Source organism: Planococcus sp. TJ-201 (genome assembly GCF_058268495.1).
Window position 1 is genome coordinate 359,036 of the sequence record NZ_JBZDOG010000004.1, and the last position, 22,942, is coordinate 381,977.

Here is a 22,942-nt window from a genome sequence, read left to right on the forward strand (position 1 = left end):
TTATTAGTGTAAAGTGTATTTTTATGGAAAAAGGGAATAGTCCCTATAATCTAGCAAGAAGAGTGTTCGAATGGGAGGGGAAACGAGTGAAGATCCTGATAGCGCCTGACTCATTTAAAGGAAGCATGACAGCCATAAAAGCAGCCGAAGCAATGGCTGAAGGAGTTCAAGGTGCATCTCCCCAAATTACAGCGATTAAGATGCCCATTGCCGACGGTGGGGAAGGGACGATGGCTGCACTGGTTTCAGCAACGGATGGAAAAATGATAGAAGCGATTGTTGAAGATCCTCTGGGCAGGAAAATTACAGCCCACTACGGTGTGCTTGGCGACCAGGAGACCTGCATTGTGGAATTAGCAGAAGCTTCGGGACTGACTCTTTTGACAGAGTCAGAACGCAATCCTTTGCTGGCTTCCACTTTTGGAACTGGTGAATTGATCATGGCCGCACTGGATGCAGGCTACCGAAAGTTTATTATTGGTCTTGGCGGAAGTGCCACCAACGATGCTGGCATTGGAATGCTTCAGGCGCTGGGTATGAAATTTCTGGATAGTAACGGAGTAGAATTAGGACCGGGTACGGCAGCATTGAGTGGATTATCGAAGGTTGATCCCTTTGGGTTTGATAAACGCATTATGGAAAGCCGATTTCTAATTGCCTGTGATGTTGAAAATCCATTGGTTGGACCTGAAGGCGCCTCCGCCGTTTTTGGACCGCAAAAAGGGGCGACTCCTGAAATGGTGGAAACCCTCGATGCCATGCTAACGAATTTTGCTGATATTGTTGAGCGCTTTACTGGAACGGCTTTGCACCATAAAAAGGGGGCGGGCGCTGCCGGTGGAGCAGGTGGAGCGTTCCAGGCATTCTTTTTAAGCGAAATGAAGCGCGGAATCGACCTTGTACTGGAAACCATGAAGTTTGAAGAACAGCTTTTTTATGCTGATTTGGTGCTGACGGGTGAAGGCAAAACCGACATCCAGACCTTGTCAGGAAAAGCCCCATTCGGCATTGCAGAAGCCGCTTATCGGCACAGCAAACCGGTCATCTTAATTTCGGGAACCGTCGAGAGTTCAGATAAACAGGAGCTGGAGCCATATTTTACTGAGATTCATGGGCTAACAGACGATGGGATATCAAAAGAAGATTCGATAGCGCAAGCCTATGATTATGTGAAGGGGAAAACAGAAAAGGTAGTTCGGGCTTATTTGAAAAATCATAGCTTGGAGTGAGATAAAGGCCAAAAGGAGGATTCGGAAAAACCGATCCTCCTTTTTAAAATGAGCAAAATCAGTTGTTCAATAAAGAATGTTCCTGGTAGTCAAAAGCGATATCTGGAAGGATGGAAGGATCAACATTGGCCCAAATCAATTGGTCACGTGTTTCTTTATCTAATCTGAAGGACATTGCAGAAATATTTTCGGCAGAAAAAATCCAGGATAGGGAGATATTGTTCAACTGATTGATTTCGGATAAAGGCTCTAAGATGATTAAGGCATCTTCCCATAATTTTATTTTTGCTGGGTTTGTCTGGATTTCTTCATCAATATTCAAGACAATCGCCACATTCCAACCCTGGAGTCCGCGAGAAACTGAAATATCGGCAATGTGTTCATTATGGGTATTGTTTTCCCTGCCAAGCTGTTCAATGACAACGGTTTGAATTTGGGTTTCAAGCCTTTTTGCTTCCGGCAATTCGGTTTTTAGCAGCCACCCACCAGCAGTTAAAAAAATAACTGTCGCTGCCAGCCAGAGCGCAAATAGCGATTTTCTTTTCTTCAGCATTCCAACCATTGTTATTGTCACTCCATTTCACGCATCGTTGCTTACAGTATAAAGGAAATTTGGTTGTTTAGAAAAACTGTTTAGATAACTATTATTTATTATGAAATCCCTTTTTCCAAAAGTGCATGGCCTGCATGCTGAAACGCGTTATACTGAAAAAAGGTTCTTGATGTATTAAGTGTGAAGCTGGCTGGGAAAGAAGGAGAACGCATGGAACAAAACAAAAAGCAGCAAATGCTGCAGCGCTTTATCGACTCACCGGAAAAGGTCAAGGCTTTGTACCGGCGCACTTTGTGGATTGTCGTGCTGTCGCAGATATTTGGCGGAGCCGGATTGGCAGCAGGAGTGACCGTAGGGGCTCTTCTTGCACAAGATATGCTTGGCACGGATCGCTTTGCAGGTGCACCTGTTGCCTTGTTCACGCTTGGATCAGCAGCAGCGGCACTGATTATTGGCCGTTTGTCCCAGCGCTTCAGCCGGCGAACCGGATTGGCTTCAGGATTTCTGGCAGGCGGACTTGGTGCAATCGGCGTTGTCATAGCGGCTTTATCAAATAATGCAGTTTTGTTGTTTGGCTCCTTGTTGGTGTACGGGGCAGGTACGGCAACAAATTTGCAGGCCCGCTATGCAGGAACGGATTTGGCCAACGCCACTCAGCGCGGAACCGCCATCAGCATTGCTTTGGTATCGACAACATTTGGAGCCTTTGCAGGTCCCAATCTGGTCGGAGTGATGGGGAGGTTTGCTGAATCTGTAGGCATTCCTGCTTTAGCTGGACCATTTTTGTTAGCGGCGGCTGCGTATCTGTTGGCAGGTGTTGTGCTGCTAATGTTCCTTCGTCCAGATCCGCTGCTGGTTTCCAAAGCAATAACAAAGCATCAACAAGCGCTTGAAGAAAGCTCAGCAAATATAGCTTCTATAGATGGACAGAGCAATAAAAAAGGCGTTTTACTGGGCGCCGCGGTCATGGTGCTGACGCAATTGATCATGTTTGCCATTATGACCATGACGCCGATTCATATGGGGCATTACGGTCATGACTTGGAAGCGGTCGGGCTGGTTATTGGAATTCACATAGCCGCCATGTACTTGCCGTCCATTGTCACGGGAGTCCTGGTCGATAAATTAGGTCGAATCGTGATGACGGCAGCTGCTGGTGTAACATTTATGGCTGCAGGTGTTGTTGCTGCTTTGGCGCCGAGCGATTCTCTACCAGTTCTGATTGTGGCATTGGCCCTACTGGGGCTTGGTTGGAACTTTGGATTAATTAGCGGAACCACGCTCATTGTGGATTCGACGCATCCTTCCACACGCGCAAAAACACAGGGGACCGTTGATGTGCTCGTTGCGTTGGCTGGTGCAGCAGGCGGTGGTATTTCAGGGATGATCATGGCGCAGACAAGCTATGCTGCCATGTCTTTAGTTGGTGGGTTTCTGGCACTGGCTTTGATTCCGGTTGTATTTTGGTATACAAGAAAGGAAAAAACAAGTGGATAAACAACTTGCACAAAAAAGCGCCGTTCACATTTGTGGACGGCGCTTTTGTAAAAATAAACCTTTATGGATTTGTTGACCAAAGTCCTGCTGATTTCAATAAAACACGTGGATGCAACTTGAGTTGGGCAACCATCATTTCAGCAAGGTCTTCCGGCTGCATAACTTTGTCGGGGTTGCCGTCAGTCAAGTTTGCTTCCACAGCCAGGTCAGTGGCAACAGTGCTTGGTGTTAAGGCACTGACGCGGATATTGTGTTTTCTGACTTCCAGCATCAACGATTCCGTCAATCCCATAACGCCAAATTTTGATGCACTGTAAGCACTTGTTACAGGTGCTCCTTTTTGGCCGGCAGTAGAGGAAATGTTGATGATGTCTCCTGATTGGCGTTCGATCATTTGCGGTAAGACAGCGCGCGTCACGTAATACACACCCATTAGATTGGTATCAATAATTCCTTTGAATTCTTCAGGCGACAGTTCAAGAAACTTGCCGAACTTGCCGATTCCCGCATTGTTGATCAAAATATCAATCGATCCCAATTCAGCCAATACATGTTCAACTGCTGCATTGACCGCTTCCGGATCTGCAACATCAGCTACTGCATATACAGTTTTTACTCCGTATTGTGCCAACTCTTTTGCGACGTTCTCAAGGTTTTCAGCTGTGCGACCAACAAGCCCCACATTTATTCCTTCTGCTGCAAAGGCGATGGCGGTAGCCCGGCCAATTCCTTTGCCAGCTCCTGTAATCAACGCATTTTTCCCTGTTACTTTCTGCATATGGACAGCTCCTTTTATCGTAAATCAGTTTCCTACATTAGTGTAGCAAAGTCCGGCAAAAAAACTAAATGAAGCGCTCAGGAACAACATGTTGGTTTGTTTTGCATCTTGTTTTATAAAAAGGAACAAAAAAGGCAACAGAAAATTTCTGCTGCCAGTCAATCCACTATTTTAGAAATTGGGTATCAGTCAATAAAGCAAAATTCGATTGTTCTTTCAGGAATTTCTTCCAAGCTCCCAAGAAGAATGCTGGCATTGTTGAACCAAATGAAATTCTATCCGGCCTGTTTTATGAATGAAGTAAAATTTTTATTCGTCGAACAAATTCATGCTCAAATAGCGTTCACCAGTATCCGGTGCGATGCACAGCACTTTTTTCCCAGCGCCTAAACGTTTGGCAAGTTCGATTGCTGCATAGATAGTAGCGCCGGCAGATGGACCGACAAAGATGCCTTCTTCACGTGCCACTCGTTTAAAGACATCGATCGCATCCTCGTCGTTGATCGCCATAATTTCATCGTATACTTCTGTGTTTAAGATTGCAGGAATAAAACCGGGGCTCGTGCCCACCAGTTTATGCTTGCCTGGCTTTCCGCCAGACAGCACGGGAGACCCCTTTGGTTCCACAACGACAACATAAAGTTCCGGAAGATGTGCTTTTAAGGTTTCACCAGTTCCGGTGATGGTGCCGCCTGTTCCGGCTGATGCCACAAACGCATCCAGTGTGCCGTCCATCTGTTCGAGAATTTCCATTGCTGTGGTGGTGCGGTGGATATCCGGGTTTGCTTTGTTTTCAAATTGCTGTGGAATAAAACTGTTCGGAATTTCTTTTTGCAGTTCCAATGCTTTGCCGATTGCGCCAGGCATTTTGGCATCGCTTGGCGTCAATACGACTTCAGAACCGAAAGCCTTCAACAGGTTGATGCGTTCTTTCGTGGCATTTTCCGGCAATACGAGAATAGAGCGATAGCCTTTGGCAGCAGCAACCATAGCCAGGCCGATACCGGTATTGCCGCTGGTCGGCTCGATGATCGTAGCGCCTTTTTTTAGTAAGCCGTCTTTTTCTGCAGTTTCGATCATATTAAAGGCAGCGCGGTCTTTAACACTTTTGGTGGGATTGAACATTTCCAGTTTGACGTAAACATCTGCCGCTCCTTGTGGAACGATTCGATTTAGTTTAACGACTGGCGTATCGCCAATCAATTCGATGATATTGTTATAGGGTTTCATGAAAAACAACCTTTCTTATATAGTAAAATTTTCAGTTGGCCAGTTTTTGTTATCGCTGAATTTCTTTGCGCATGCATACCGGAGTCTTCTAATTGACGAAGCAAAACATAGACCTTATTGTACTAGTATAACGCAGTTTTGTTAATCATATTGGATTGCTTAGCTGATAAGTGAGGAGAGTGCACCATGGAACACATACCGTTAATTGTCAGTACTGATTGGCTTGAGCAGCGTTTGGAAGACTCCCAATTGCGCATTGTGGATGCGACAACGTTTATGGATATCCCCACAAATGGTGGGCCGCCTTCTGTCCTTTCTGGAAAAACATCTTATGAGAAAGGGCATATTCAAGGCGCGGTTTATGCTGATTTGCTGCATGACTTGTCCGACCCAGAGTCACCATTTCCATTTATGACGCCATCCCGGAAGCAGTTTATCGAAAAAATGATGCAGCTCGGTGTAGGAGATGAGACGTATACCGTCATTTATGATCAAGGAGCGCTTGTTGAAAATCCTGTGGTTGCGGCTTATTGGGCTTCGCGGCTGGCCTGGCAGATGCAGTATGAAGGGTTTGAGAACATCGCAATATTGGATGGCGGGTTGCCAAAATGGAAAGCGGAAGGCCGTGCGCTATCGACTATTCCAAGTAATTACTCCCCAGCAGCATTTACTGGTGAACGCCGCCCAGAGCTTCTTGCCACAAAAGAGGATGTACAGAATGCGATTGATGACGATACAATCGTTTTGATTAACAGCCTGTCGCCCGAGGATTACAGAGGCGAAACGGATACTTATCCGAGAAAAGGCCATATTCCAAGCAGCGTCAATATCTTTTTTGGAAATCATGCCGACATACAAACGAAAAAAGTGTATACAGATGCTGAACTGCGGAAACCATTTGAAGCAATTGGCGCATTGGATCCGGACAAGAAAGTCATTACTTATTGCGGTGGGGGAATCGCAGCCACTTGGACTTCGCTCATTCTCAACAAACTGGGCCAAAAAAATGTGGCCGTCTATGACGGTTCACTAAACGAATGGGCCAGTGATCCATCCTGTATCCTTGTGAAAGAGAGCTGAATTAAAAACCGCATCGCCTGTGTAAAGGCGATGCGGTTTTTAATATTTAGTCAGCAGCGACTGCGACTTCGATATGCTGAAAGCTTGCGACATCGAACAAACCGCAATCGGTCAGTTTTAAATGAGGGATGACCGGCAATGATAGGAATGACAAAGTTAAAAAGGCATTGAAATGAGTCGGTGCGCCAATCTGCAACAGGCTCTCATCAAGCGCTTTAAGCTGCTGATAAACGGCATCAAAAGGTTCTTCTGTCATTAATCCTGCAACGGCAAGGGGGAGGCTCGCCAGCACGTGGCCATCTTGCACCACGACTAGCCCGCCTTTTAAGTTCTGTACAGCTTCGACCGCGGCTTTAATGTCACTGTCGCTTGTGCCGACGGCAATGATATTGTGCGAATCATGCGCTACCGTTGTGGCGATGGCGCCATTTTTCAGGCCAAGCCCTTGGACAATGCCGAGGCCAATATTGCCAGTGGCGCGATGGCGCTCGATCACAGCCATTTTCAATAGGTCTTTTGCTGGATTTGAAACAAAGTAACCATTCGTAGTCGGTGTTTCGATAATCAAATGTTCTGTGATGAGGTTGTTTGGATTGATGCCGATGACATGCGCTTTCGTGCTGTTGCCCATCGGAATTTGAAAGCCGGTACCAGAAAATTCCGCAACACGTACAGTATCTTGAACCGTAGTGGCATCTGTTTGTTTCTGAACCGGACCTGCATAGCGGCCGCTTTTTGCCGCTAATTGGCCACCTTTATAAACTTCTCCAATCGTGAACTCTTCCAAGCTGTCGAGCAACAGAAAATCCGCATCATAGCCCGGAGCGATAGCGCCTTTTTGACGAAGTCCGAAGCATTGCGCCGCATTGAGGCTGCCCATTGAGATAGCAGTAATAGGATGGATGCCCTGTTTGATAGCAGTCCGAACATTGTAATCGACACTGCCTTCTTCAATTAAATCATCCAAGTGCTTATCATCTGTACAAAACAAGCAGCGGTGAGCGTTTTGTTCGGTTACACCTTCAAGCAAAGCATGAAGGTTTTTAGCAACGGATCCTTCACGGAGCATGACATACATGCCACGTTCTAAGCGCGTAATCATCTCTTCTTTTGAGACACATTCATGGTCTGTCAAAATACCGGCAGATCCATAAACGTTAATATCATTCTCTGATAGTCCGGCAGCATGCCCATCAATTTGATGGCTTAGCAGGAGTTTATCAAGCATGGCATCATCGCCGCGCAGAACGGCAGGGAAGTCCATCACTTCTGCCAATCCAAGAACTCCTTCCCGCTGGAAAAACGGCGCAAGGTCTTCGGCCGACAGCCGGGCGCCTGCATTTTCAAAACCTGTAGAAGGCACACAGGAAGGAAGCATAAATTTTATATCCAGCAGAGTCGATTCGGCATCCTTCATCATGTAATCCAGACCGGCAGTACCGCTGACGTTGGCAATTTCATGAGGATCCGTAATGACTGTTGTAACGCCATGGGGCAAGACGACCTGTGAAAATTGCTGTGGTGTTACCATGGAAGATTCAATATGAACATGTGCATCAATCAAACCGGGAGCAATAAACTTTCCAGTAGCATCGATTTCTTCAATGCCTTCATACTCTCCAATGCCGACAATGACGCCGTCGCTGATCGCCACATCGCCCGTGGTCAGGCTTTTGGTAAAGACATTGACAATGGCCGCATGGCGAATGACCAAGTCGGCTTTTCTTTTTTTGTTGGCAGCGTCTATCCGGGTTTTCAATTGAATTTTATTCACGATTGTTCATGCTCCTTTTTAGTGGTTTGAGTTGTGCGAATCGAGGCATGCAGCAGTATTGTTCACGGCCAGTTAACTGAATTGAGAAATAAGCTTGGACTCATTCTACAGCAGATAGAGAATTTGCTCTAGCAAAAAATGAAGAAAGCTGGATGATTCTGCTGCTTTAGAATGTGAGAAAATTTTATTTCGGGAACAGAAAGAGATATAATGGTCAAATCAGTTGCAACTGAATCAGAAAGAAGATGACCCATATGAAGATTTCTCCAATGGCTAAAACCTTTGTCATCGGTTTGGCTGGGGCAGGGCTTTTTGTGGCAGTGGGAGCACCTATGCCTTGGCTGCTCGGCCCTTTATTTGCAGTCTTGCTCATGCAATTATTCACCCCGGTATCACTGAAATGGCATTCGCGCTTTCGTAATGGCGGCTTGGTTGTGGCAGGGTATGTAATCGGCTATGCTTTTACATTTGAAGCCCTGCAAGGAATGAAACAGTATTTCCTGGCGATGGTGCTAATCAACATCGCATTTTTTGTCCTTTTCCTGTTTATCAGTTCATTGATGGCTTCGCGGACAAAAGTAGACCAAGCAACCGCGATGACTTGCTGTGTGCCGGGCGGCTTGTCGCAAATTATTACATTTGCCGAAGAGCAGAAAACCATTGATTTGACGGCGGTGACATTCTACCACGTTCTTCGTGTCCTGCTCATTGTCGCAATCGTTCCGTTTATTGTCGCTAACGGAGGATCTTCGCATGTGCAAGAGCTGGGACAGGGAGATTATTCGCTGCAGTTGGCGGGTTTGCTGGCAATGGGCTACGGTGCGGGTATGTTTGCACAGAAAGTGAAAGTACCGACAGCTTTTTTGCTCGGGCCGGTCTTTCTGATCATGGCATTTAATATGGCTGGTATAGCAGTGCCGGTCATGCCAGGTTCTTTCCTGCACATCGCACAATTATTCATTGGCATATACATCGGACTACTATTGAAGAAAGAGGATTTGAAATTGACGAAGCGTATGATTTTTTATTCGTTTTTTTCGAGTGCTGTACTCATCGCCTTTGCTTACAGCCTGAGCTTTATTCTGCAAAATCTCTACGGCCTGAGCTTTTCCACCAGCTTTCTAAGTGTTGTACCAGGAGGACTTGACCAGATGGGCATTATTGCTGCATCGGTTCATGCAGACGTAACCGTTGTAACGGCGTTTCAGCTGTTCCGGATTTTGTTTTTATCTGTGTTGATTGTTCCCTTTGTTAAATGGACCGCTGTCCGCAGTGAACAGCGGAAAAAAATTTCTGCGGAAAACGCAGGATAGACAAAAGGCAGCTACGGACATGAGGTCCGTAGCTGCCTTTTCAATATGCTTATTCTTTTGATTCTTTATAAATAAAATAATCGAAGTCAGCTGGCTGTTGTTGGCCGGATAAATCCTGGCATTGCAGTCCGACAAATGCACCGGTGAAAAACCCGCCGCCTTGAATATAGTCGTCTGACAGTGTAGCAGAATTGAACGTAATCGGAAGCGTAATCCAGTTTTCACCATCAAAGGAATACGAATACGTATAGGTCTTTGTTTGGACTTCTACACGCAGATGAACATACTCAAGGTCTTCCGGAATGCTGATTTCTTCTCCTTGAAGCGGTTGGGAGAAGGAGAAATTGTCACATACAGTCAGTTCAAGAATGCGGCCTTTTTCTTCGTGCCAGGAAATTTGAAGAGCTGTCCAGTTTTCTGTGTTGTAATAGTTTACAAGACCAGCACCTTGCTGGAACGTGGTCGGCTGGAAAGCGACTTTTGTTTCAGCAGTAAAGTTGAAATGCTGCCAGCGCCTTGCCACAAATGCTTGAGTGAATTTAGAAGTCAGTGATTCACGGCCGTAGAGGCGGAGGTGCCCCGGATTGTCATTTAACGAAACAATTTCTTCGCCAAGTGGAATGCGCAGCGTTTGAAAATGACCGTTCAACTCGGATGAATCAAAGTCATCCTTTTCGGGGAAATCTGCTGGCCAGACAACTTCCTCAACAGCAGGCCCTTCAATTTGTGAAGCCGGCTGATTGCCGCCGACAACATATGGCCATTCATCTCGCCATTCCAAGCGCTGGATAGCGGTTTCACGGCCCAGTGGACAAAAGCCCCGCGGATCCAATAAAGCCTGATCTTCCTGTGGCAGCGGCCGTCCCGTCAAATGCACCAGGAACCATTCGTCTGTGTGGGTTTGAACAATCGAAGCATGTCCAGCTTTTTGAAGCGGTATTCTCGGATATGGCCATGAAGTAATCAATGGATTTTCAGGGTGGACTTCGTAAGGTCCGTCTATTTGGCGAGAGCGAGCGATCGTTGCCTGATGATCGTATTTTGTTCCGCCTTCTGCTGTCAGCAAATAATAATACTCGCCGATTTTGTAAAGGTGCGGCGCTTCTGTCAATTTGATATCGGTGCCTTTGAAGATGATTTTAGATTCGCCAACGAGCTTGCGCGTGGCCGGATCGAATTCCTGCAGGACGATGCCGTAAAAAGGATGATTCCCAACACGGTGGTCCCAGTACATATTGACAAAGTATTTTTTGCCGGATTCATCATGGAAGAGGGAAGGGTCAAATCCCGAACTGTTCAAGTAAGAAGGTTCCGACCATTCACCGTCGATGGTTTCACACGTCACTAAATAGTTATGGCAGTCCTTCCATTGGCCTTCTGTTACTTTTACATCCGTAAAGATCAACCAAAATTGGCCGTCGCTGTAGGAAAGGGCAGGTGCCCAAACACCGCCAGAGTTCGGATTTCCAGACATGTTCAGTTGGCTTAAGCGATTTAAGGGCCTAGAAATTAAGCGCCAGTTTTTCAAGTCTTTGGAATGATAAATGCCTACACCAGGAAACCACTCAAATGTGGAAACTGCAATATAATAATCTTCCCCAACACGGCAAATCGATGGATCAGGGTTAAAACCAGTTAAAATCGGATTTTGGATTATGGTCATTTTTCTTCTTCCTCCATTCAAAATGTGTAAGTGCTTACAAAAAAATGTCGGTAACTTATAACCGATCATACAACACTTAGTCTATTGAGTAAACTAAGTTTTTTAATTAGTTAAGATTTATCTCAATAAAAAAACTGATTTCCGTTGATGGAAATCAGCAAGCCACTCTTTGCCAGTTTTTTCTTACACATCTGTGCTCATTTTTTGTTGCATGCAGACACTAAGGAAATGTTCAATTGAAAAGGCGGATGCACCTAGAGCACTTGAAAATGTGCTCAATTCGGAGAAGCAGATAGTCAAGTCATTTTGCTGAAACCATAGTGCCTGGTTTGAGACACGATCCGTCAATGTTTTGTTCAGCCATTTATAGGAGGAAGCCATTCGGTTGCCAATAATGACTTGCTGTGGGTTAAAGCTGTTAATAATGTTATTGATGCCTACCCCAAGATAGTCGCCAGCCTGTTCGAACAGCGATATTACTTTTGGATTTCCTTGTTCGGCAAGCTCTAAAAGATCACTCAATTCCAGCTCTTTTCCAGTTAACGAAGAAAGATTCATTTTCTCGGCTGCTGTCAGCAAAGCTTGTTCTGACGCAAATAATTCCCAACAGCCTTTATTGCCACAGCGGCATGTCGGACCGTTTACTTGGATGGTCATATGCCCGAGCTCTCCTGAAAAGCCATTCGAGCCTTTGTACAACGAACCATTTAAAATTAAGCCGACGCCTATCCCAATTCCTGCGCTGACATAGATAATGTGCTCAGAATCTTTTCCAGCACCGAATTTCTTTTCTCCATAAGCTCCTGCATTTGCCTCGTTTTCAATGATGACTGGCAAATTGTATTTAGTTTCAAGCACTAGCTTTAAGTTCAAATTTTTCCATTTGAGGTTGGGGGCAAGCAATATCTCCCCATTGTTATCCACGATCCCCGGAACGCCAACCCCAATTCCCACGATACCATGTGGACTCTCGGGTGCGGACGCTATTAAATAGTCGATGGTATGGAAAAGCTGCATTTCAATTTCTTCATAAGACAAGTTTTTAAAGGTGACTTCTTTTTCATTGCAAATATTGCCGTTTAAATCAGTCAGCACGCCCAACAAATAATTGACACCAATATCTATCCCTACGGAATACCCGGCCTTCTCATTGAAAAGCAGCATGACAGGGCGTCTCCCGCCGCTGGATTTGCCAGGTCCAAATTCATAAATCAAATGATCGTCAAGCAAGTCATTTACTAGGGAGGACACAGTACCTTTGTTTAACCCAACTTGTTGAGCAACAGCTGCCCTGGATATAGGGGAGTGGTTAATGATTTTGTTCAAGACCAGCGATTTGTTTCCTTCTTTTACTACATGATGATTCCACGTCTTATTTTCTCTAATGTGCACAACAGCCCACTCCTTCGATCTTCTAAACTTAAATTAACTTCACAATAAGAATCTGTCAAAAAGATTCGACATGGCCAAGCATCAATATTTTTACTTACAGACTCCGTTCGACTGAAAGACAGTGGGGTAAAAATCCCTTTGGCCAACCAATAAAGTTATAAAATTTCAGATAAGATATCTTTATATTGTACCGCCATTTTGTCACTTTGAGCAATAAAGCTTGATTTAATAGCAGTTTATCACGAAAATAAAACTTTGTTTAGCCACTAGACTAACAAAAATAAATTTGCTACAATGAAACCGCATACAACAATCTGAAAATTGTTGTAATACTAAATTGAACGAGGGGGAGAAAAAATGGGGACTAAGAAAACGCTTACACTTTTATCATCCGCTTTTGCTTTGTCTATGGTATTAACAGGTTGTTCGGATTCTGGTGAAACAAGTGACGCATCAGGGGCAGCTGACAAAGAAATAAAATTCATGCATTTATGGCCGGAAGGCAGTTCGAAAAAACATTATGATGTAGTAAATGAAATTATTGCTGAATACGAAGCAGAAAATGAAGGGGTGTCAGTCGACCTCGAAGTATTGAGCAACGAGCAATACAAAGATAAGTTGAGAGTTCTTTCTACTTCTGGCGATCTTCCGGATGTCGGCTTGACTTGGGCAGCAGGATTTTTAGAACCTTATGTGGGCGGCAACATGTTTGCACCGCTTGATGATGTCCTTGAAGAAGAGTTGAGCGACGCATTTGTTCCTGGAACAACAGAAGCTTATGCATTGGATGGAGCTACTTACGGTCTTCCACTCGAATTGAATATTGTTTCTTTATACTATAACAAAGCAATGTTCGAAGAGCAGGGCATTAAACCTCCTGAAACATACGAAGAACTTGAAACAGCTGTAGCAGAATTCAATGAAGCTGGAATTCAACCAATTGCACTGGGCAACCGGGATTCATGGACAGGCTCTATGTGGTACATGTACTTGGCTGACCGAATTGGTGGAGCAGAAGTTTTGAACACAGCAATCGATCGTTCCGGTTCTTTTGAAGATCCAGCATTAATCGAAGCAGCTGCAAAAACACAAGAACTTGTAGATTCAGGTGCTTTTGTCAATGGATTTAACGGACTTGCTGACGAAGAAGCCAAATCCATGTTCATGAGCGGACAATCTCCAATGTACTTGATCGCAACTTGGGACCTTCCTAACTTTACAACGAACGAAAGTGTACCACAGGAATTCAGAGATTCTATCGGCTACCTTAACTTCCCAACTGTCGATGGGCAAGGAGATCCGAGCAGCTTTGTTGGTGGTCCTGGAGTAGGACTATTCGTTGCTGAAGAATCAGAAGTAAAAGAAGAAGCAAAAGATTTTGCTGCTTATTTTGTTAAAGCTTGGGGAGAAGAAGCAGTAACCAAAGCGGGTGTAATTCCTGCTACTAAAGTGGATGCTGAAACTTTGGATCTACCAGATATGTATGTTGACATCTTAAATGAATTAAATGGTGCAACAAATATCACATTATTTGCAGATGTTCAGATGAGCCCGGATGTGGCTCAAGTGCATTTGGATTCCATCCAGGCCCTTTTTGGAAATGAAATAACTCCAGAAGAGTTTGCTGAAAATCATGAAGAAGCTCTTTCAGCAGAATAAGTTAAACAGCAAAAGTAAAATCTAATTAAAAAGAGGGGGCATATCCTAAGCAACGGATTGTCCCCTTGTATTTTCTAAGATATGGGGTTGAATTGGTATGAACAAGGTAATGTCGAATAAGTTCTATATCGCGTTTTATATTGCACCTGCTCTTCTCCTGCTCTTAATCCTCGTTTTCATTCCCCTATTCCTGTCAGGGTATTATGGCTTGATGGATTGGGATGGCATAGGAGAAAAAACCTTTATCGGTTTAGAAAACTACATCACTGGAATACAGGATGAGCTGTTCTGGAACAGTGCGTTCCATTCGTTCCTATTAGCAATCTTTTCTACCTTGAGTTTGATCATTTATTTGACTGTCTCGTTTATACTGGCTTCTAAAATTAAAGGGGCAGATTTGCTGCGTAAAATCTATTTGATTCCAATGTTGCTGTCTTCGGTGGCAATTGCACAATTATGGGTAAAAATTTACAACCCATCAAACGGCATCTTGAATGTCTTCTTGATGAGTATCGGTGTAGAAAATCCACCGCTGTGGTTGGCAAATCCCTCTATTGTCCTGTTTGCGATATTTGTTCCGATTTTATGGCAATATGCCGGTTTCTACATATTGATCTACTATGCAGCTTTAAAAAATATTCCGGAATCGCTGATAGAGGCGGCCAGAATTGACGGCGCTACACCTTTTCAGATTGCAACGCGGATTAAATTGCCGCTGATCAAAGAAGTAGTGAGCGTTACAATTGTTCTGGCGATTGTCGGTTCTCTCAAGTATTTCGATTTGATTTATGTAATGACGGCCGGCGGACCAAACGGTGCCAGTGAAGTTATGGCATCTTATATGTACAAACTGGCATTTTCCAACTACAACTTTGGATACGGCAGTGCAATCGGCTTCTTGCTGCTGATCATCACGTTGATTGTTACGTTTATCGTACGCAAATTGACGGAATCGAAAGATAAACTCGAATATTAAAGGAGGCGCGAAAATGGGCCGCATTGGTTACTTTTTTCTTTACCTGGCGTTGATAATTGTTGGGTTGTTCCAAATCCTGCCGCTGATTTGGCTTTTCCTATTTTCTTTGAAAGACAATAATGAAATCTTTTCGGGATCTCCGTTTGCTCTGCCATCCGAACTCCGATGGGAGAACTACCAAAAAGTCTGGGACGGTGGGATTGGAACCTATTTCTTCAATAGTGTCTGGATCACGGTACTGGCCATTATTTTGACGGTTCTGTTTGCGAGTATGGCGGCTTTTGCCATCACAAGACTAAAATGGAAACTAAGTGGTTTAGTGCTGGGCTTGTTTATGGTCGGCTTGATGATTCCGATTCACTCGGCATTGATTCCACTGTACAGCATGTTCTTGAGCGTCAATTTGATCGACAATCCGATATCGATCGTCATCACATATACCGCCTATAACCTGCCTATTACGCTAATGATCTTGCTTGGCTTTTACTACACGCTGCCGCATGAAATTGAAGAAGCTGCAGTCATTGACGGCTGTTCTATCCATCGCATGTTTTTCCAAATCATCTTGCCGATGACTACGCCTATTTTGGCAACTACTATTGTTATTAACATGATCTACAACTGGAATGAATTTGTTTTTGTCAATACTTTCATCAGCTCAGAACAATATAAAACACTGACAGTTGGGATACAAAACTTTATCGGTCAGTACATGACGGATTGGGGAGCAATTGGTGCTACTTTGGTCATTAGCGTCCTGCCGATTATTATTGCCTTTATTTTCTTTAGCAATAAGGTAGTTGAAGGAATTTCATCAAGTGCTGTAAAAGGATAAAAAAAGCTTCACACCTTAGGAGAGAGACTCCTCTTGGTGTGAAGCTTTTTTTTGTGTTTTGCTGAACGCACTCATTGCCATCCACATGGTCAGAAAAGCATATAAACTGCTGCCAAATAAAAAGGCTAGCGCTGGCAGCAAGGTCATAATATAAAACAGCGGAACCAGACAAAGAATGATGACAGCAGTAGCTGCTGGATTGACCAGCATCAGCAAAAATGCATTTTTGATAACGTGCGGTACTTTGATATCGTAATGCACAAAAACCGGAAATACATAAAATAAAAATAGGGTAGATATCAGCATAAACGCAAACAAGGGAATATGCGTCCAATTCAGTTGCTCATCCGGGCTTGACTGGATATACAGGATATCCAAAACAATAAGCAGCAGGAGCACCGAAATGAAGATGCCCAAAATATTGCTTTTTACAAAATCCTTTTTGTAGAAGTTCCAAAATGTTTTAAACAGAGGAAGATCCGTATTGCCTTTTAGCCATTCGCGGCACATGGCAAACATGGAGGTGGTGGCAGGGTAAAAACCAAACAGGATTCCTCCCAGAAGTGTAAAGAGCACCCACAGTAAATTCAAATAGGCCAACCGTGTAATCCATTCCAATGCCAGGTAAATATAGCTGCTTGCTGTGTGCATTAATAAATCGCCTCTATCCCATATTTCATAATCTGTAAAATCATACCTCACGGATCAAAAAAAATCACGAAACTACTTACAATTACTTTGTTTAACCAATAGACAAACTAATTATAACTTGCTATAATCCTTAATGAAAGCCTTTTCATCAATTAGTCTAAATATTGGTACATATGATTAGATTTAAAACTACATTGGAGGTATGGAACATGACACATTTCACTGGCATTGAAAAGATAAAATTTGAAGGAGCAGCTTCAAAAAATCCATTTGCATTTAAATTCTACAACCCTGAAGAGAAAATAGGCGGCAAAACGATGGAGGAAACATTGCGTTACGCTGTTTCTTATTGGCATACATTTACAATGGATGGTTCAGATCCGTTTGGTGCAGGGACGATGGACCGTACATGGGATCATTTAAAAGGAATGGATTTAGCAAAAGCGCGGGTTGAAGCATCTTTTGAGTTTTATGAAAAATTGGATGTGCCATTTTTCTGTTTCCACGATGTTGACATTGCACCAGAAGGCAGCAACCTGCGCGAGTCCAACAAGAACTTGGATGAAATCGTTGGAATGATCAAAGAATACATGAAAGACAGCAAAGCAAAATTGCTGTGGAATACAGCCAATAACTTTACGCATCCACGTTTTGTCCATGGCGCAGCTACTTCGAGCCATGCAGATGTATTCGCTTACTCTGCCGCAAAAGTGAAAAAAGGGCTCGAAATCGGCAAAGAACTCGGCGCAGAAAACTATGTGTTCTGGGGCGGCCGCGAAGGCTACGAAACGTTATTGAACACAGACATGAAGCTGGAACTGGATAATTTAGGCCGCTTTTATCACATGGCTGCTGACTATGCAAAGGAAATCGGTTTTGACGGCCAATTCTTGATTGAACCAAAACCAAAAGAGCCTTCCACTCATCAATACGATTACGACGTAGCAACTGCACATGCATTTTTGCAAAGCTACAAGCTGGATGATAAATTCAAATTTAATATCGAAGCAAACCATGCCACATTGGCTGGCCATACATTTGAACACGAGCTGCATTATGCACGCATCAACAACATGCTCGGCTCTGTCGATGCTAATCAGGGAGATCCGCTATTGGGATGGGATACAGATGAATTTCCGACTGATTTGTGGTCAACTACGTTGGCGATGTACGAAATTCTTCAAAACGGCGGGCTTGGTCGCGGCGGCTTGAACTTTGACGCTAAAGTTAGAAGAGGGTCATTTGAACAGGCTGATTTGTTCCACGCACATATTGCAGGGATGGACGCTTTCGCTGTCGGATTGAAAGTGGCTCAGCAACTGATTGACGATAAAGTTCTTGAAAATGTTGTGAGCAACCGCTACGAAACGTACACAAACGGAATTGGACTGGATATCGTTAATGGCAATACAGATTTCCATAAGCTTGAAGACTACGCATTCGGTATTACCGATATCAAGCAAACTTCAGGACGCCTTGAGCAAATAAAAGCGACAATCAACCAATATTTGCTGCAAGCTTTCGCAAAATAAGAAATTTTTCAGGCTGGGAGAGCTGACCATATGAACTATGTAATTGGTGTCGATTTAGGAACAAGTGCGGTTAAAATTTTATTAGTAGACCAGCTCGGCAATGTTGCGAAAACAATTTCAAAATCTTATCCATTGATTCACGAAAAAAATGGGTACAGCGAGCAAGATCCACAGCATTGGGTAGACCAAACAGCTGCAGGATTAAAAGAATTGTTAAGCACTTTTGATGGAAATGCAGAAGATATTGAAGGCATCAGCTTTTCCGGACAAATGCACGGACTGGTTTTGTTGGATGGGGAGAATAACGTATTGCGTCCGGCTATTCTATGGAACGACACGCGGACAACGGTGCAATGCCAACAGATTTACGACGTGGTCGGGGAACGACGCTTGCTGGAAATTACAAAAAACCCTGCATTAGAAGGATTTACATTGCCGAAAATTCTATGGGTCCAAAAAAACGAGCCAGAGCTTTTCAAAAAAGTAAAATCCTTTGTGCTGCCGAAAGATTATTTGCGCTATAAAATAACAGGCAAGCTTGAAATGGAATATTCAGATGCGGCAGGAACCTTGTTGTTGGATGTCAATCATAAACAGTGGAGTCGGGAAATCTGCGATTTGTTAGAGCTTGATGTTACTATATGTCCACCATTAGTGAATTCGCACGATGAAGTAGGAACTGTAATAAATGAATTCGCTAAAGCATCTGGGCTGGCTCAATCGACTCGTGTGTTTGCGGGCGGTGCAGACAACGCCTGTGGAGCTATCGGTGCTGGAATTTTGGAAGAAGGCAAAACATTGTGCAGCATTGGAACATCAGGTGTTGTATTGTCTTACGAAGCTAGAGGAGATAAGGATTTTGACGGCAAGGTCCACTATTTCAACCACGCAGCGCCCGGTGCTTTTTACACAATGGGTGTCACATTAGCTGCTGGCTATAGCTTGTCCTGGTTTAAAGATGCATTTGCTCCAGAAGCATCATTTGATGAACTGTTGGGCGATATTCACAATGTGCCTGCTGGATCGAACGGATTGGTGTTTACGCCTTACGTAGTTGGGGAAAGAACACCACATGCAGATGCTGCGATTCGTGGCAGTTTTATCGGCATGGATGCCTCGCATCGCCGGAAAGATTTTGCACGTGCAGTTTTGGAAGGAATCACGTTTTCTTTAAACGAATCGATTTCGATTTTTAGAGAAAGCGGCAAAACGATTGATACGATTGTGTCCATCGGAGGCGGAGCCCAAAATGAAGACTGGCTTCAAATGCAGGCAGATATTTTCGATGCCAAAATTGTTCGCCTTACCAGTGAACAGGGTCCTGGAATGGGTGCGGCTATGCTGGCGGCTTTCGGTTGTTCGTGGTTTCAAACTCTCCAAGAATGCGCAGACGCATTTCTGCAGGAACAAGAAACTTATTTGCCAATAGAAGAAAATGTACAGACTTACAGCAAGCTGTTTCCAATTTATCAAGAGGTTTACGGGCAAACCAAAGATTTGAATAAGAAACTTTTGGAATTCCGCAAGTAGTCGACAAAATAAAACCTCAACTCCATAGTTGAGGTTTTTTCTGTAAAGAAAAACCAATCTTAAAGAAGAGGTGAAGACAAATGAACTATCGTCAACTTGGCAATACCGGCATGAAAATAAGTGAATTGAGCTTTGGAACATGGGCAATCGGCGGTTCATGGGGCAACACCAATGACGAACAATCATTGAAAGCATTGGAGTACGCCATGGAAAAAGGTGTGAACTTTTTTGATACGGCAGATGTCTATGGCGATGGCCACAGTGAAGAACTATTAGGCAAGGCTACAAAAGGAAAGCAGGACGAAATCCATATTGCCACTAAATTTTGCCGTGCAGGAGATATTCATGACCCGCAAACCTACTCAATGGAACAGGTTTCCAACTATGCCGAGGCGAGTTTGAAACGTTTGGGACGGGAGCAAATTGACTTGTTTCAAATTCATTGTCCACCAATGGAAATTTTGCAAGACGGCAGTGTTTTCGAGGTGTTGGACAAGCTGAAGGAACAAGGGAAAATTCGCTCTTATGGTGTCAGTGTGGAAACAGTGGAAGAAGGGCTGTTATGCCTGGATAATCCAAATGTCAGCAGTTTGCAGGTGATCTTTAACCTATTTCGCCAAAAGCCGCTGGAAGAACTATTCCCGAAAGCTTTAGAGAAGAATGTTGGAATATTGGCCCGTGTCCCGTTGGCAAGTGGCTTATTGACTGGTAAATTCAAAGTGGATTCACAATTCGAATCAGACGATCACCGGAACTTTAACCGTGACGGGGAAGCTTTTAATGTTGGAGAAACATTTGCGGGGCTGGAGTTTGCGAAAGGCGTAGAATTAAGTGATCAGCTTGCTTGGATTTCAGAGGAAAGAGGCAATCGCACGCAAGCCGCATTAAAATGGATCTTGCAGCAGGAAGCCATCACATCGGTTATTCCTGGATTCAGAAATGTTTCGCAGGCAGAAGACAACTTAAAAGCGTTGGATGCAAAGGATTTTTCTTCTGAAGAGCTGGATCGATTGGCGCAATTTTATAAAGAACAGGTACACCCTGAAATAAGAGGGGCTTATTAAAAACAGACTTACCGTTAAGAAGCAGCAATGCATTCTTGGCGGTTTGTTTAATAATCGAAACGTTTAAAAAGGGGAGAACAGGATGCAGAAAATTCGTTGGGGAGTTTTGAGTACAGCACACATTGGCAGAACACAAGTGATTCCTGCCATAGGGCGCGCAGATAATGCTGAAATTGTTGCAATAGCAAGCCGAACCAGTAAAGTTCATGCAGTGGCTCAGGAATTAAACATTCCGAAAGCCTATGAAAGTTATGAAGAACTGCTGGAAGATCCAGACATTGATGCTGTCTACATCCCGCTGCCAAACCATTTGCATAAAGAATGGGTCATTCGCTCGGCACAAAAAGGCAAGCATGTTCTTTGCGAGAAACCTTTTGCATTAAGTGAAGCCGAAACAGAAGAAATGATCGCGGCTTGTTTGGAACACGGTGTTAAGTTCATGGAAGCATTTATGTATCAATTACATCCTCAGCATGCACGAGTAAAGGAAATCGTTGCTTCAGGTGAAATTGGTGACATCAAGCTAGTGAAATCCAGCCATTCATTTTACCTGCAGAATCGGTCAACGGACATACGAATGGAGGCGGCCATGGGCGGAGGAAGCATCTATGATGTCGGGTGCTATTCGATTCAAGTAATCCGTCATTTAGTAGATGCTGAGCCTGTAGAGGTCATAGCCCAAGGAGAAATCGATCCAGTCCAAGGGATTGATTTGACTGGAATTGTCCACATGAAGATGAGCAACGGAGTCCAAGCTTTATTCGATTGCAGCTTTAATATGGTCAGCAGAAATGAATACGAACTGATTGGCACTGAAGGAACCATTAAAGTGCCATTTGCTTTTCGTCCGGACATTAATGGCAATACAGGAATCATCCTTGTTCAAAAAGATGGAACTGTACGCGAAGAAAAGGTGCAAGGAGATATTTACCGGCTGGAAATTGAGAACTTCTCTAATGCGGTTTTAACAGATTCAGCACCAATCATTACACCTGACTCTACAATAAAGAATATGCGAGTCATTGACGCGTGCTACGAGTCATTAAGAACCGGACAGAAAGTCGGTGTGAAAGCTGGAAACTAGCCGTTAGAAAACTTATGAAAACAACCGCAGGCTGTGAGGAGCCTGCGGTTGTTTTCATGATTTAATAGTTGTTTGGCAGACCAATTGCCATTCCCGTGATTTATGGGATATAGAGTTCGCCTTGGCCAATAACAATTGCTGTGCCGCCAATTTTAACTTCCTCATATTTTTGTTTTTTCTTAGTGATGGTGATGTCGATAAAACTGGACCTTCCCATTTCAATTCCTTGTTCGCTTCGAATAGAGTATCTCTCTTCCTGGTTGCTTTCGACTACGCCATGTTCAACAAGAAATGCACCAAGTGGGCCGCCAGCTGCACCAGTTGCTGGATCTTCCGCAATGCCCATAGCAGGAGCAAACATACGGCAATGGACAGTAGATCCATCGTGTTCTGTTTCTGTCGTAAAGGCAAAAATATGCTGACGGTCGGGATCGCCGCTGAAATGGCGCTCCCAGACATCGGTTCGGAAATTGATTTCTCTCATAGCTGCAAGAGAACGTAGAGGGACAAACAGAAACGGCAGACCGGAAGAAATGGTTTGGATGGGAAAGCGGGTATCCAGTTCACTTTTGGGCAACGACAATAAATCCGCAACAAGAGCTTGTCTTGTCAGTGATTCTCCAAAAACAGGCAAGGGTTGGATCATTTCTATCTTCATGATTTTTTCGCCCTCCTTATGGACCGTTACAGCGATATCTCCCAACCCTTCTTCAATGGTCCATTCGTTGAGCCCGTCTTGTGAAGGAAGCATTTTGAGGTAAGCCATAACAAAAGCCGTCCCGATTGTAGGATGGCCGGCAATTGGCAATTCTACCTGAGGCGTAAAGATTCTAAGGCTAACTTGATTTTGTTGCTTTTTGGGAGGACAAATAAATGCAGTTTCCGATAAGTTCAGTTCATTGGCAATCTGTTGCATAGTTTTGGAATCCAATCCCGTTCCGTCGTGAAAAACAGCCAGCGGATTGCCGCCAAAAGCTTGAGTGGTAAATACGTCAACTAAGGTATATTTTAAAGTTTTCATAGATATCCTCCTTTTGTTCGAATAGTAAGACTTTATTGTTTCTTTGTATCAGTTAACGGCTGAAAAGTCCACCAGCTTTGA

At 44.0% G+C, this 22,942-nt stretch carries 19 protein-coding genes; 11 read left to right on the forward strand and 8 right to left on the reverse strand.

Translation table 11 applies throughout. The annotated features are described in order from the left end of the window. Positions 1–86 precede the first annotated feature (86 nt). On the forward strand, positions 87–1,229 hold the full coding sequence (locus tag AC4EG4_RS12350; RefSeq protein ID WP_490988002.1) for a glycerate kinase: 1,143 nt from the start codon (positions 87–89) through the stop codon (positions 1,227–1,229). Between the two features lie 58 nt (positions 1,230–1,287). Here AC4EG4_RS12350 and AC4EG4_RS12355 read toward each other — a convergent pair whose 3' ends face one another. Beyond that, positions 1,288–1,791, reverse strand: a complete 504-nt coding sequence (locus AC4EG4_RS12355; protein ID WP_490988003.1) for a hypothetical protein — start codon at positions 1,789–1,791, stop codon at positions 1,288–1,290. 201 nt (positions 1,792–1,992) lie between these two features. On the opposite strand from AC4EG4_RS12355, the gene AC4EG4_RS12360 reads away from it, so the two are divergent. After that, a complete protein-coding gene (locus tag AC4EG4_RS12360; RefSeq protein ID WP_490988004.1) occupies positions 1,993–3,279 on the forward strand; it encodes an MFS transporter in 1,287 nt (428 codons plus the stop codon). 61 nt (positions 3,280–3,340) lie between these two features. Here AC4EG4_RS12360 and AC4EG4_RS12365 read toward each other — a convergent pair whose 3' ends face one another. Both AC4EG4_RS12365 and cysK read right to left on the reverse strand, forming a co-directional pair. Continuing rightward, the gene (locus AC4EG4_RS12365; protein WP_490988005.1) at positions 3,341–4,057 is read right to left on the reverse strand and encodes a 3-ketoacyl-ACP reductase; all 717 of its coding nucleotides are present in this window, start codon (positions 4,055–4,057) and stop codon (positions 3,341–3,343) included. A gap of 309 nt (positions 4,058–4,366) precedes the next feature. Next, positions 4,367–5,287, reverse strand: coding sequence for a cysteine synthase A (gene cysK, locus AC4EG4_RS12370; RefSeq protein WP_490988006.1), 921 nt, complete (start codon positions 5,285–5,287; stop codon positions 4,367–4,369). Positions 5,288–5,473: 186 nt separating this feature from the next. Here cysK and AC4EG4_RS12375 point away from each other — a divergent pair, with 186 nt between their 5' ends. Next, complete coding sequence (locus tag AC4EG4_RS12375) at positions 5,474–6,367, forward strand: sulfurtransferase (RefSeq protein WP_490988007.1); 894 nt, start codon at positions 5,474–5,476, stop codon at positions 6,365–6,367. Between the two features lie 46 nt (positions 6,368–6,413). On the opposite strand, the gene ade is transcribed toward AC4EG4_RS12375, so the two are convergent. Continuing rightward, positions 6,414–8,141, reverse strand: coding sequence for an adenine deaminase (gene ade / locus AC4EG4_RS12380; protein ID WP_490988008.1), 1,728 nt, complete (start codon positions 8,139–8,141; stop codon positions 6,414–6,416). Positions 8,142–8,410: 269 nt separating this feature from the next. Between ade and AC4EG4_RS12385 the strand changes: the two genes are divergently transcribed. After that, a complete protein-coding gene (locus AC4EG4_RS12385; protein WP_490988009.1) occupies positions 8,411–9,454 on the forward strand; it encodes an AbrB family transcriptional regulator in 1,044 nt (347 codons plus the stop codon). Between the two features lie 49 nt (positions 9,455–9,503). On the opposite strand, the gene AC4EG4_RS12390 is transcribed toward AC4EG4_RS12385, so the two are convergent. Both AC4EG4_RS12390 and AC4EG4_RS12395 read right to left on the reverse strand, forming a co-directional pair. Continuing rightward, positions 9,504–11,117, reverse strand: coding sequence for a glycoside hydrolase family 43 protein (locus AC4EG4_RS12390; RefSeq protein WP_490979005.1), 1,614 nt, complete (start codon positions 11,115–11,117; stop codon positions 9,504–9,506). Between the two features lie 183 nt (positions 11,118–11,300). Next, positions 11,301–12,503: an ROK family protein gene (locus AC4EG4_RS12395; protein ID WP_490979355.1), complete on the reverse strand. Its 1,203-nt coding sequence runs from the start codon at positions 12,501–12,503 to the stop codon at positions 11,301–11,303. Positions 12,504–12,866: 363 nt separating this feature from the next. Between AC4EG4_RS12395 and AC4EG4_RS12400 the strand changes: the two genes are divergently transcribed. The 3 genes from AC4EG4_RS12400 (at position 12,867) to AC4EG4_RS12410 (ending at position 15,979) form a co-directional block, all read left to right on the forward strand. Continuing rightward, positions 12,867–14,168 (forward strand): extracellular solute-binding protein, encoded by a 1,302-nt coding sequence (locus AC4EG4_RS12400; RefSeq protein ID WP_490979004.1) that lies wholly within the window; start codon positions 12,867–12,869, stop codon positions 14,166–14,168. Between the two features lie 97 nt (positions 14,169–14,265). Further along, a complete protein-coding gene (locus AC4EG4_RS12405; RefSeq protein WP_490979003.1) occupies positions 14,266–15,144 on the forward strand; it encodes a carbohydrate ABC transporter permease in 879 nt (292 codons plus the stop codon). A 13-nt stretch (positions 15,145–15,157) separates the two neighbouring features. Next, positions 15,158–15,979 (forward strand): carbohydrate ABC transporter permease, encoded by an 822-nt coding sequence (locus tag AC4EG4_RS12410; RefSeq protein WP_490979002.1) that lies wholly within the window; start codon positions 15,158–15,160, stop codon positions 15,977–15,979. A 15-nt stretch (positions 15,980–15,994) separates the two neighbouring features. On the opposite strand, the gene AC4EG4_RS12415 is transcribed toward AC4EG4_RS12410, so the two are convergent. Next, complete coding sequence (locus AC4EG4_RS12415) at positions 15,995–16,630, reverse strand: YesL family protein (RefSeq protein ID WP_490988010.1); 636 nt, start codon at positions 16,628–16,630, stop codon at positions 15,995–15,997. A gap of 209 nt (positions 16,631–16,839) precedes the next feature. Between AC4EG4_RS12415 and xylA the strand changes: the two genes are divergently transcribed. From xylA to AC4EG4_RS12435, 4 genes are all read left to right on the forward strand, one after another. Beyond that, entirely contained in the window at positions 16,840–18,162 is a 1,323-nt protein-coding gene (gene xylA, locus AC4EG4_RS12420; protein ID WP_490979000.1) for a xylose isomerase, read from the forward strand. 30 nt (positions 18,163–18,192) lie between these two features. Next, positions 18,193–19,692 carry a xylulokinase gene (gene xylB / locus AC4EG4_RS12425; RefSeq protein ID WP_490988011.1) on the forward strand — a complete coding sequence of 500 codons (1,500 nt, stop codon included), beginning with the start codon at positions 18,193–18,195 and terminating at the stop codon, positions 19,690–19,692. Between the two features lie 80 nt (positions 19,693–19,772). Continuing rightward, entirely contained in the window at positions 19,773–20,756 is a 984-nt protein-coding gene (locus AC4EG4_RS12430; protein WP_490988012.1) for an aldo/keto reductase, read from the forward strand. A gap of 82 nt (positions 20,757–20,838) precedes the next feature. Further along, positions 20,839–21,840, forward strand: a complete 1,002-nt coding sequence (locus tag AC4EG4_RS12435; RefSeq protein ID WP_490988013.1) for a Gfo/Idh/MocA family protein — start codon at positions 20,839–20,841, stop codon at positions 21,838–21,840. Positions 21,841–21,940: 100 nt separating this feature from the next. Here AC4EG4_RS12435 and AC4EG4_RS12440 read toward each other — a convergent pair whose 3' ends face one another. Further along, on the reverse strand, positions 21,941–22,861 hold the full coding sequence (locus AC4EG4_RS12440) for a PhzF family phenazine biosynthesis protein (protein WP_490988014.1): 921 nt from the start codon (positions 22,859–22,861) through the stop codon (positions 21,941–21,943). Positions 22,862–22,942 lie beyond the last annotated feature (81 nt).

Excerpts from the sequence above, each read along its gene's own strand:
- AC4EG4_RS12355 (WP_490988003.1), bottom strand. The coding sequence starts at position 1,791 with ATGGTTGGAATGCTGAAGAAAAGAAAATCGCTATTTGCGCTCTGGCTG.
- AC4EG4_RS12360 (WP_490988004.1), top strand. The coding sequence starts at position 1,993 with ATGGAACAAAACAAAAAGCAGCAAATGCTGCAGCGCTTTATCGACTCA.
- AC4EG4_RS12365 (WP_490988005.1), bottom strand. The coding sequence starts at position 4,057 with ATGCAGAAAGTAACAGGGAAAAATGCGTTGATTACAGGAGCTGGCAAA.
- cysK (WP_490988006.1), bottom strand. The coding sequence starts at position 5,287 with ATGAAACCCTATAACAATATCATCGAATTGATTGGCGATACGCCAGTC.
- AC4EG4_RS12375 (WP_490988007.1), top strand. The coding sequence starts at position 5,474 with ATGGAACACATACCGTTAATTGTCAGTACTGATTGGCTTGAGCAGCGT.
- AC4EG4_RS12385 (WP_490988009.1), top strand. The coding sequence starts at position 8,411 with ATGGCTAAAACCTTTGTCATCGGTTTGGCTGGGGCAGGGCTTTTTGTG.
- AC4EG4_RS12390 (WP_490979005.1), bottom strand. The coding sequence starts at position 11,117 with ATGACCATAATCCAAAATCCGATTTTAACTGGTTTTAACCCTGATCCA.
- AC4EG4_RS12400 (WP_490979004.1), top strand. The coding sequence starts at position 12,867 with ATGGGGACTAAGAAAACGCTTACACTTTTATCATCCGCTTTTGCTTTG.
- AC4EG4_RS12405 (WP_490979003.1), top strand. The coding sequence starts at position 14,266 with ATGAACAAGGTAATGTCGAATAAGTTCTATATCGCGTTTTATATTGCA.
- AC4EG4_RS12410 (WP_490979002.1), top strand. The coding sequence starts at position 15,158 with ATGGGCCGCATTGGTTACTTTTTTCTTTACCTGGCGTTGATAATTGTT.
- AC4EG4_RS12415 (WP_490988010.1), bottom strand. The coding sequence starts at position 16,630 with ATGCACACAGCAAGCAGCTATATTTACCTGGCATTGGAATGGATTACA.
- xylA (WP_490979000.1), top strand. The coding sequence starts at position 16,840 with ATGACACATTTCACTGGCATTGAAAAGATAAAATTTGAAGGAGCAGCT.
- xylB (WP_490988011.1), top strand. The coding sequence starts at position 18,193 with ATGAACTATGTAATTGGTGTCGATTTAGGAACAAGTGCGGTTAAAATT.
- AC4EG4_RS12430 (WP_490988012.1), top strand. The coding sequence starts at position 19,773 with ATGAACTATCGTCAACTTGGCAATACCGGCATGAAAATAAGTGAATTG.
- AC4EG4_RS12435 (WP_490988013.1), top strand. The coding sequence starts at position 20,839 with ATGCAGAAAATTCGTTGGGGAGTTTTGAGTACAGCACACATTGGCAGA.
- AC4EG4_RS12440 (WP_490988014.1), bottom strand. The coding sequence starts at position 22,861 with ATGAAAACTTTAAAATATACCTTAGTTGACGTATTTACCACTCAAGCT.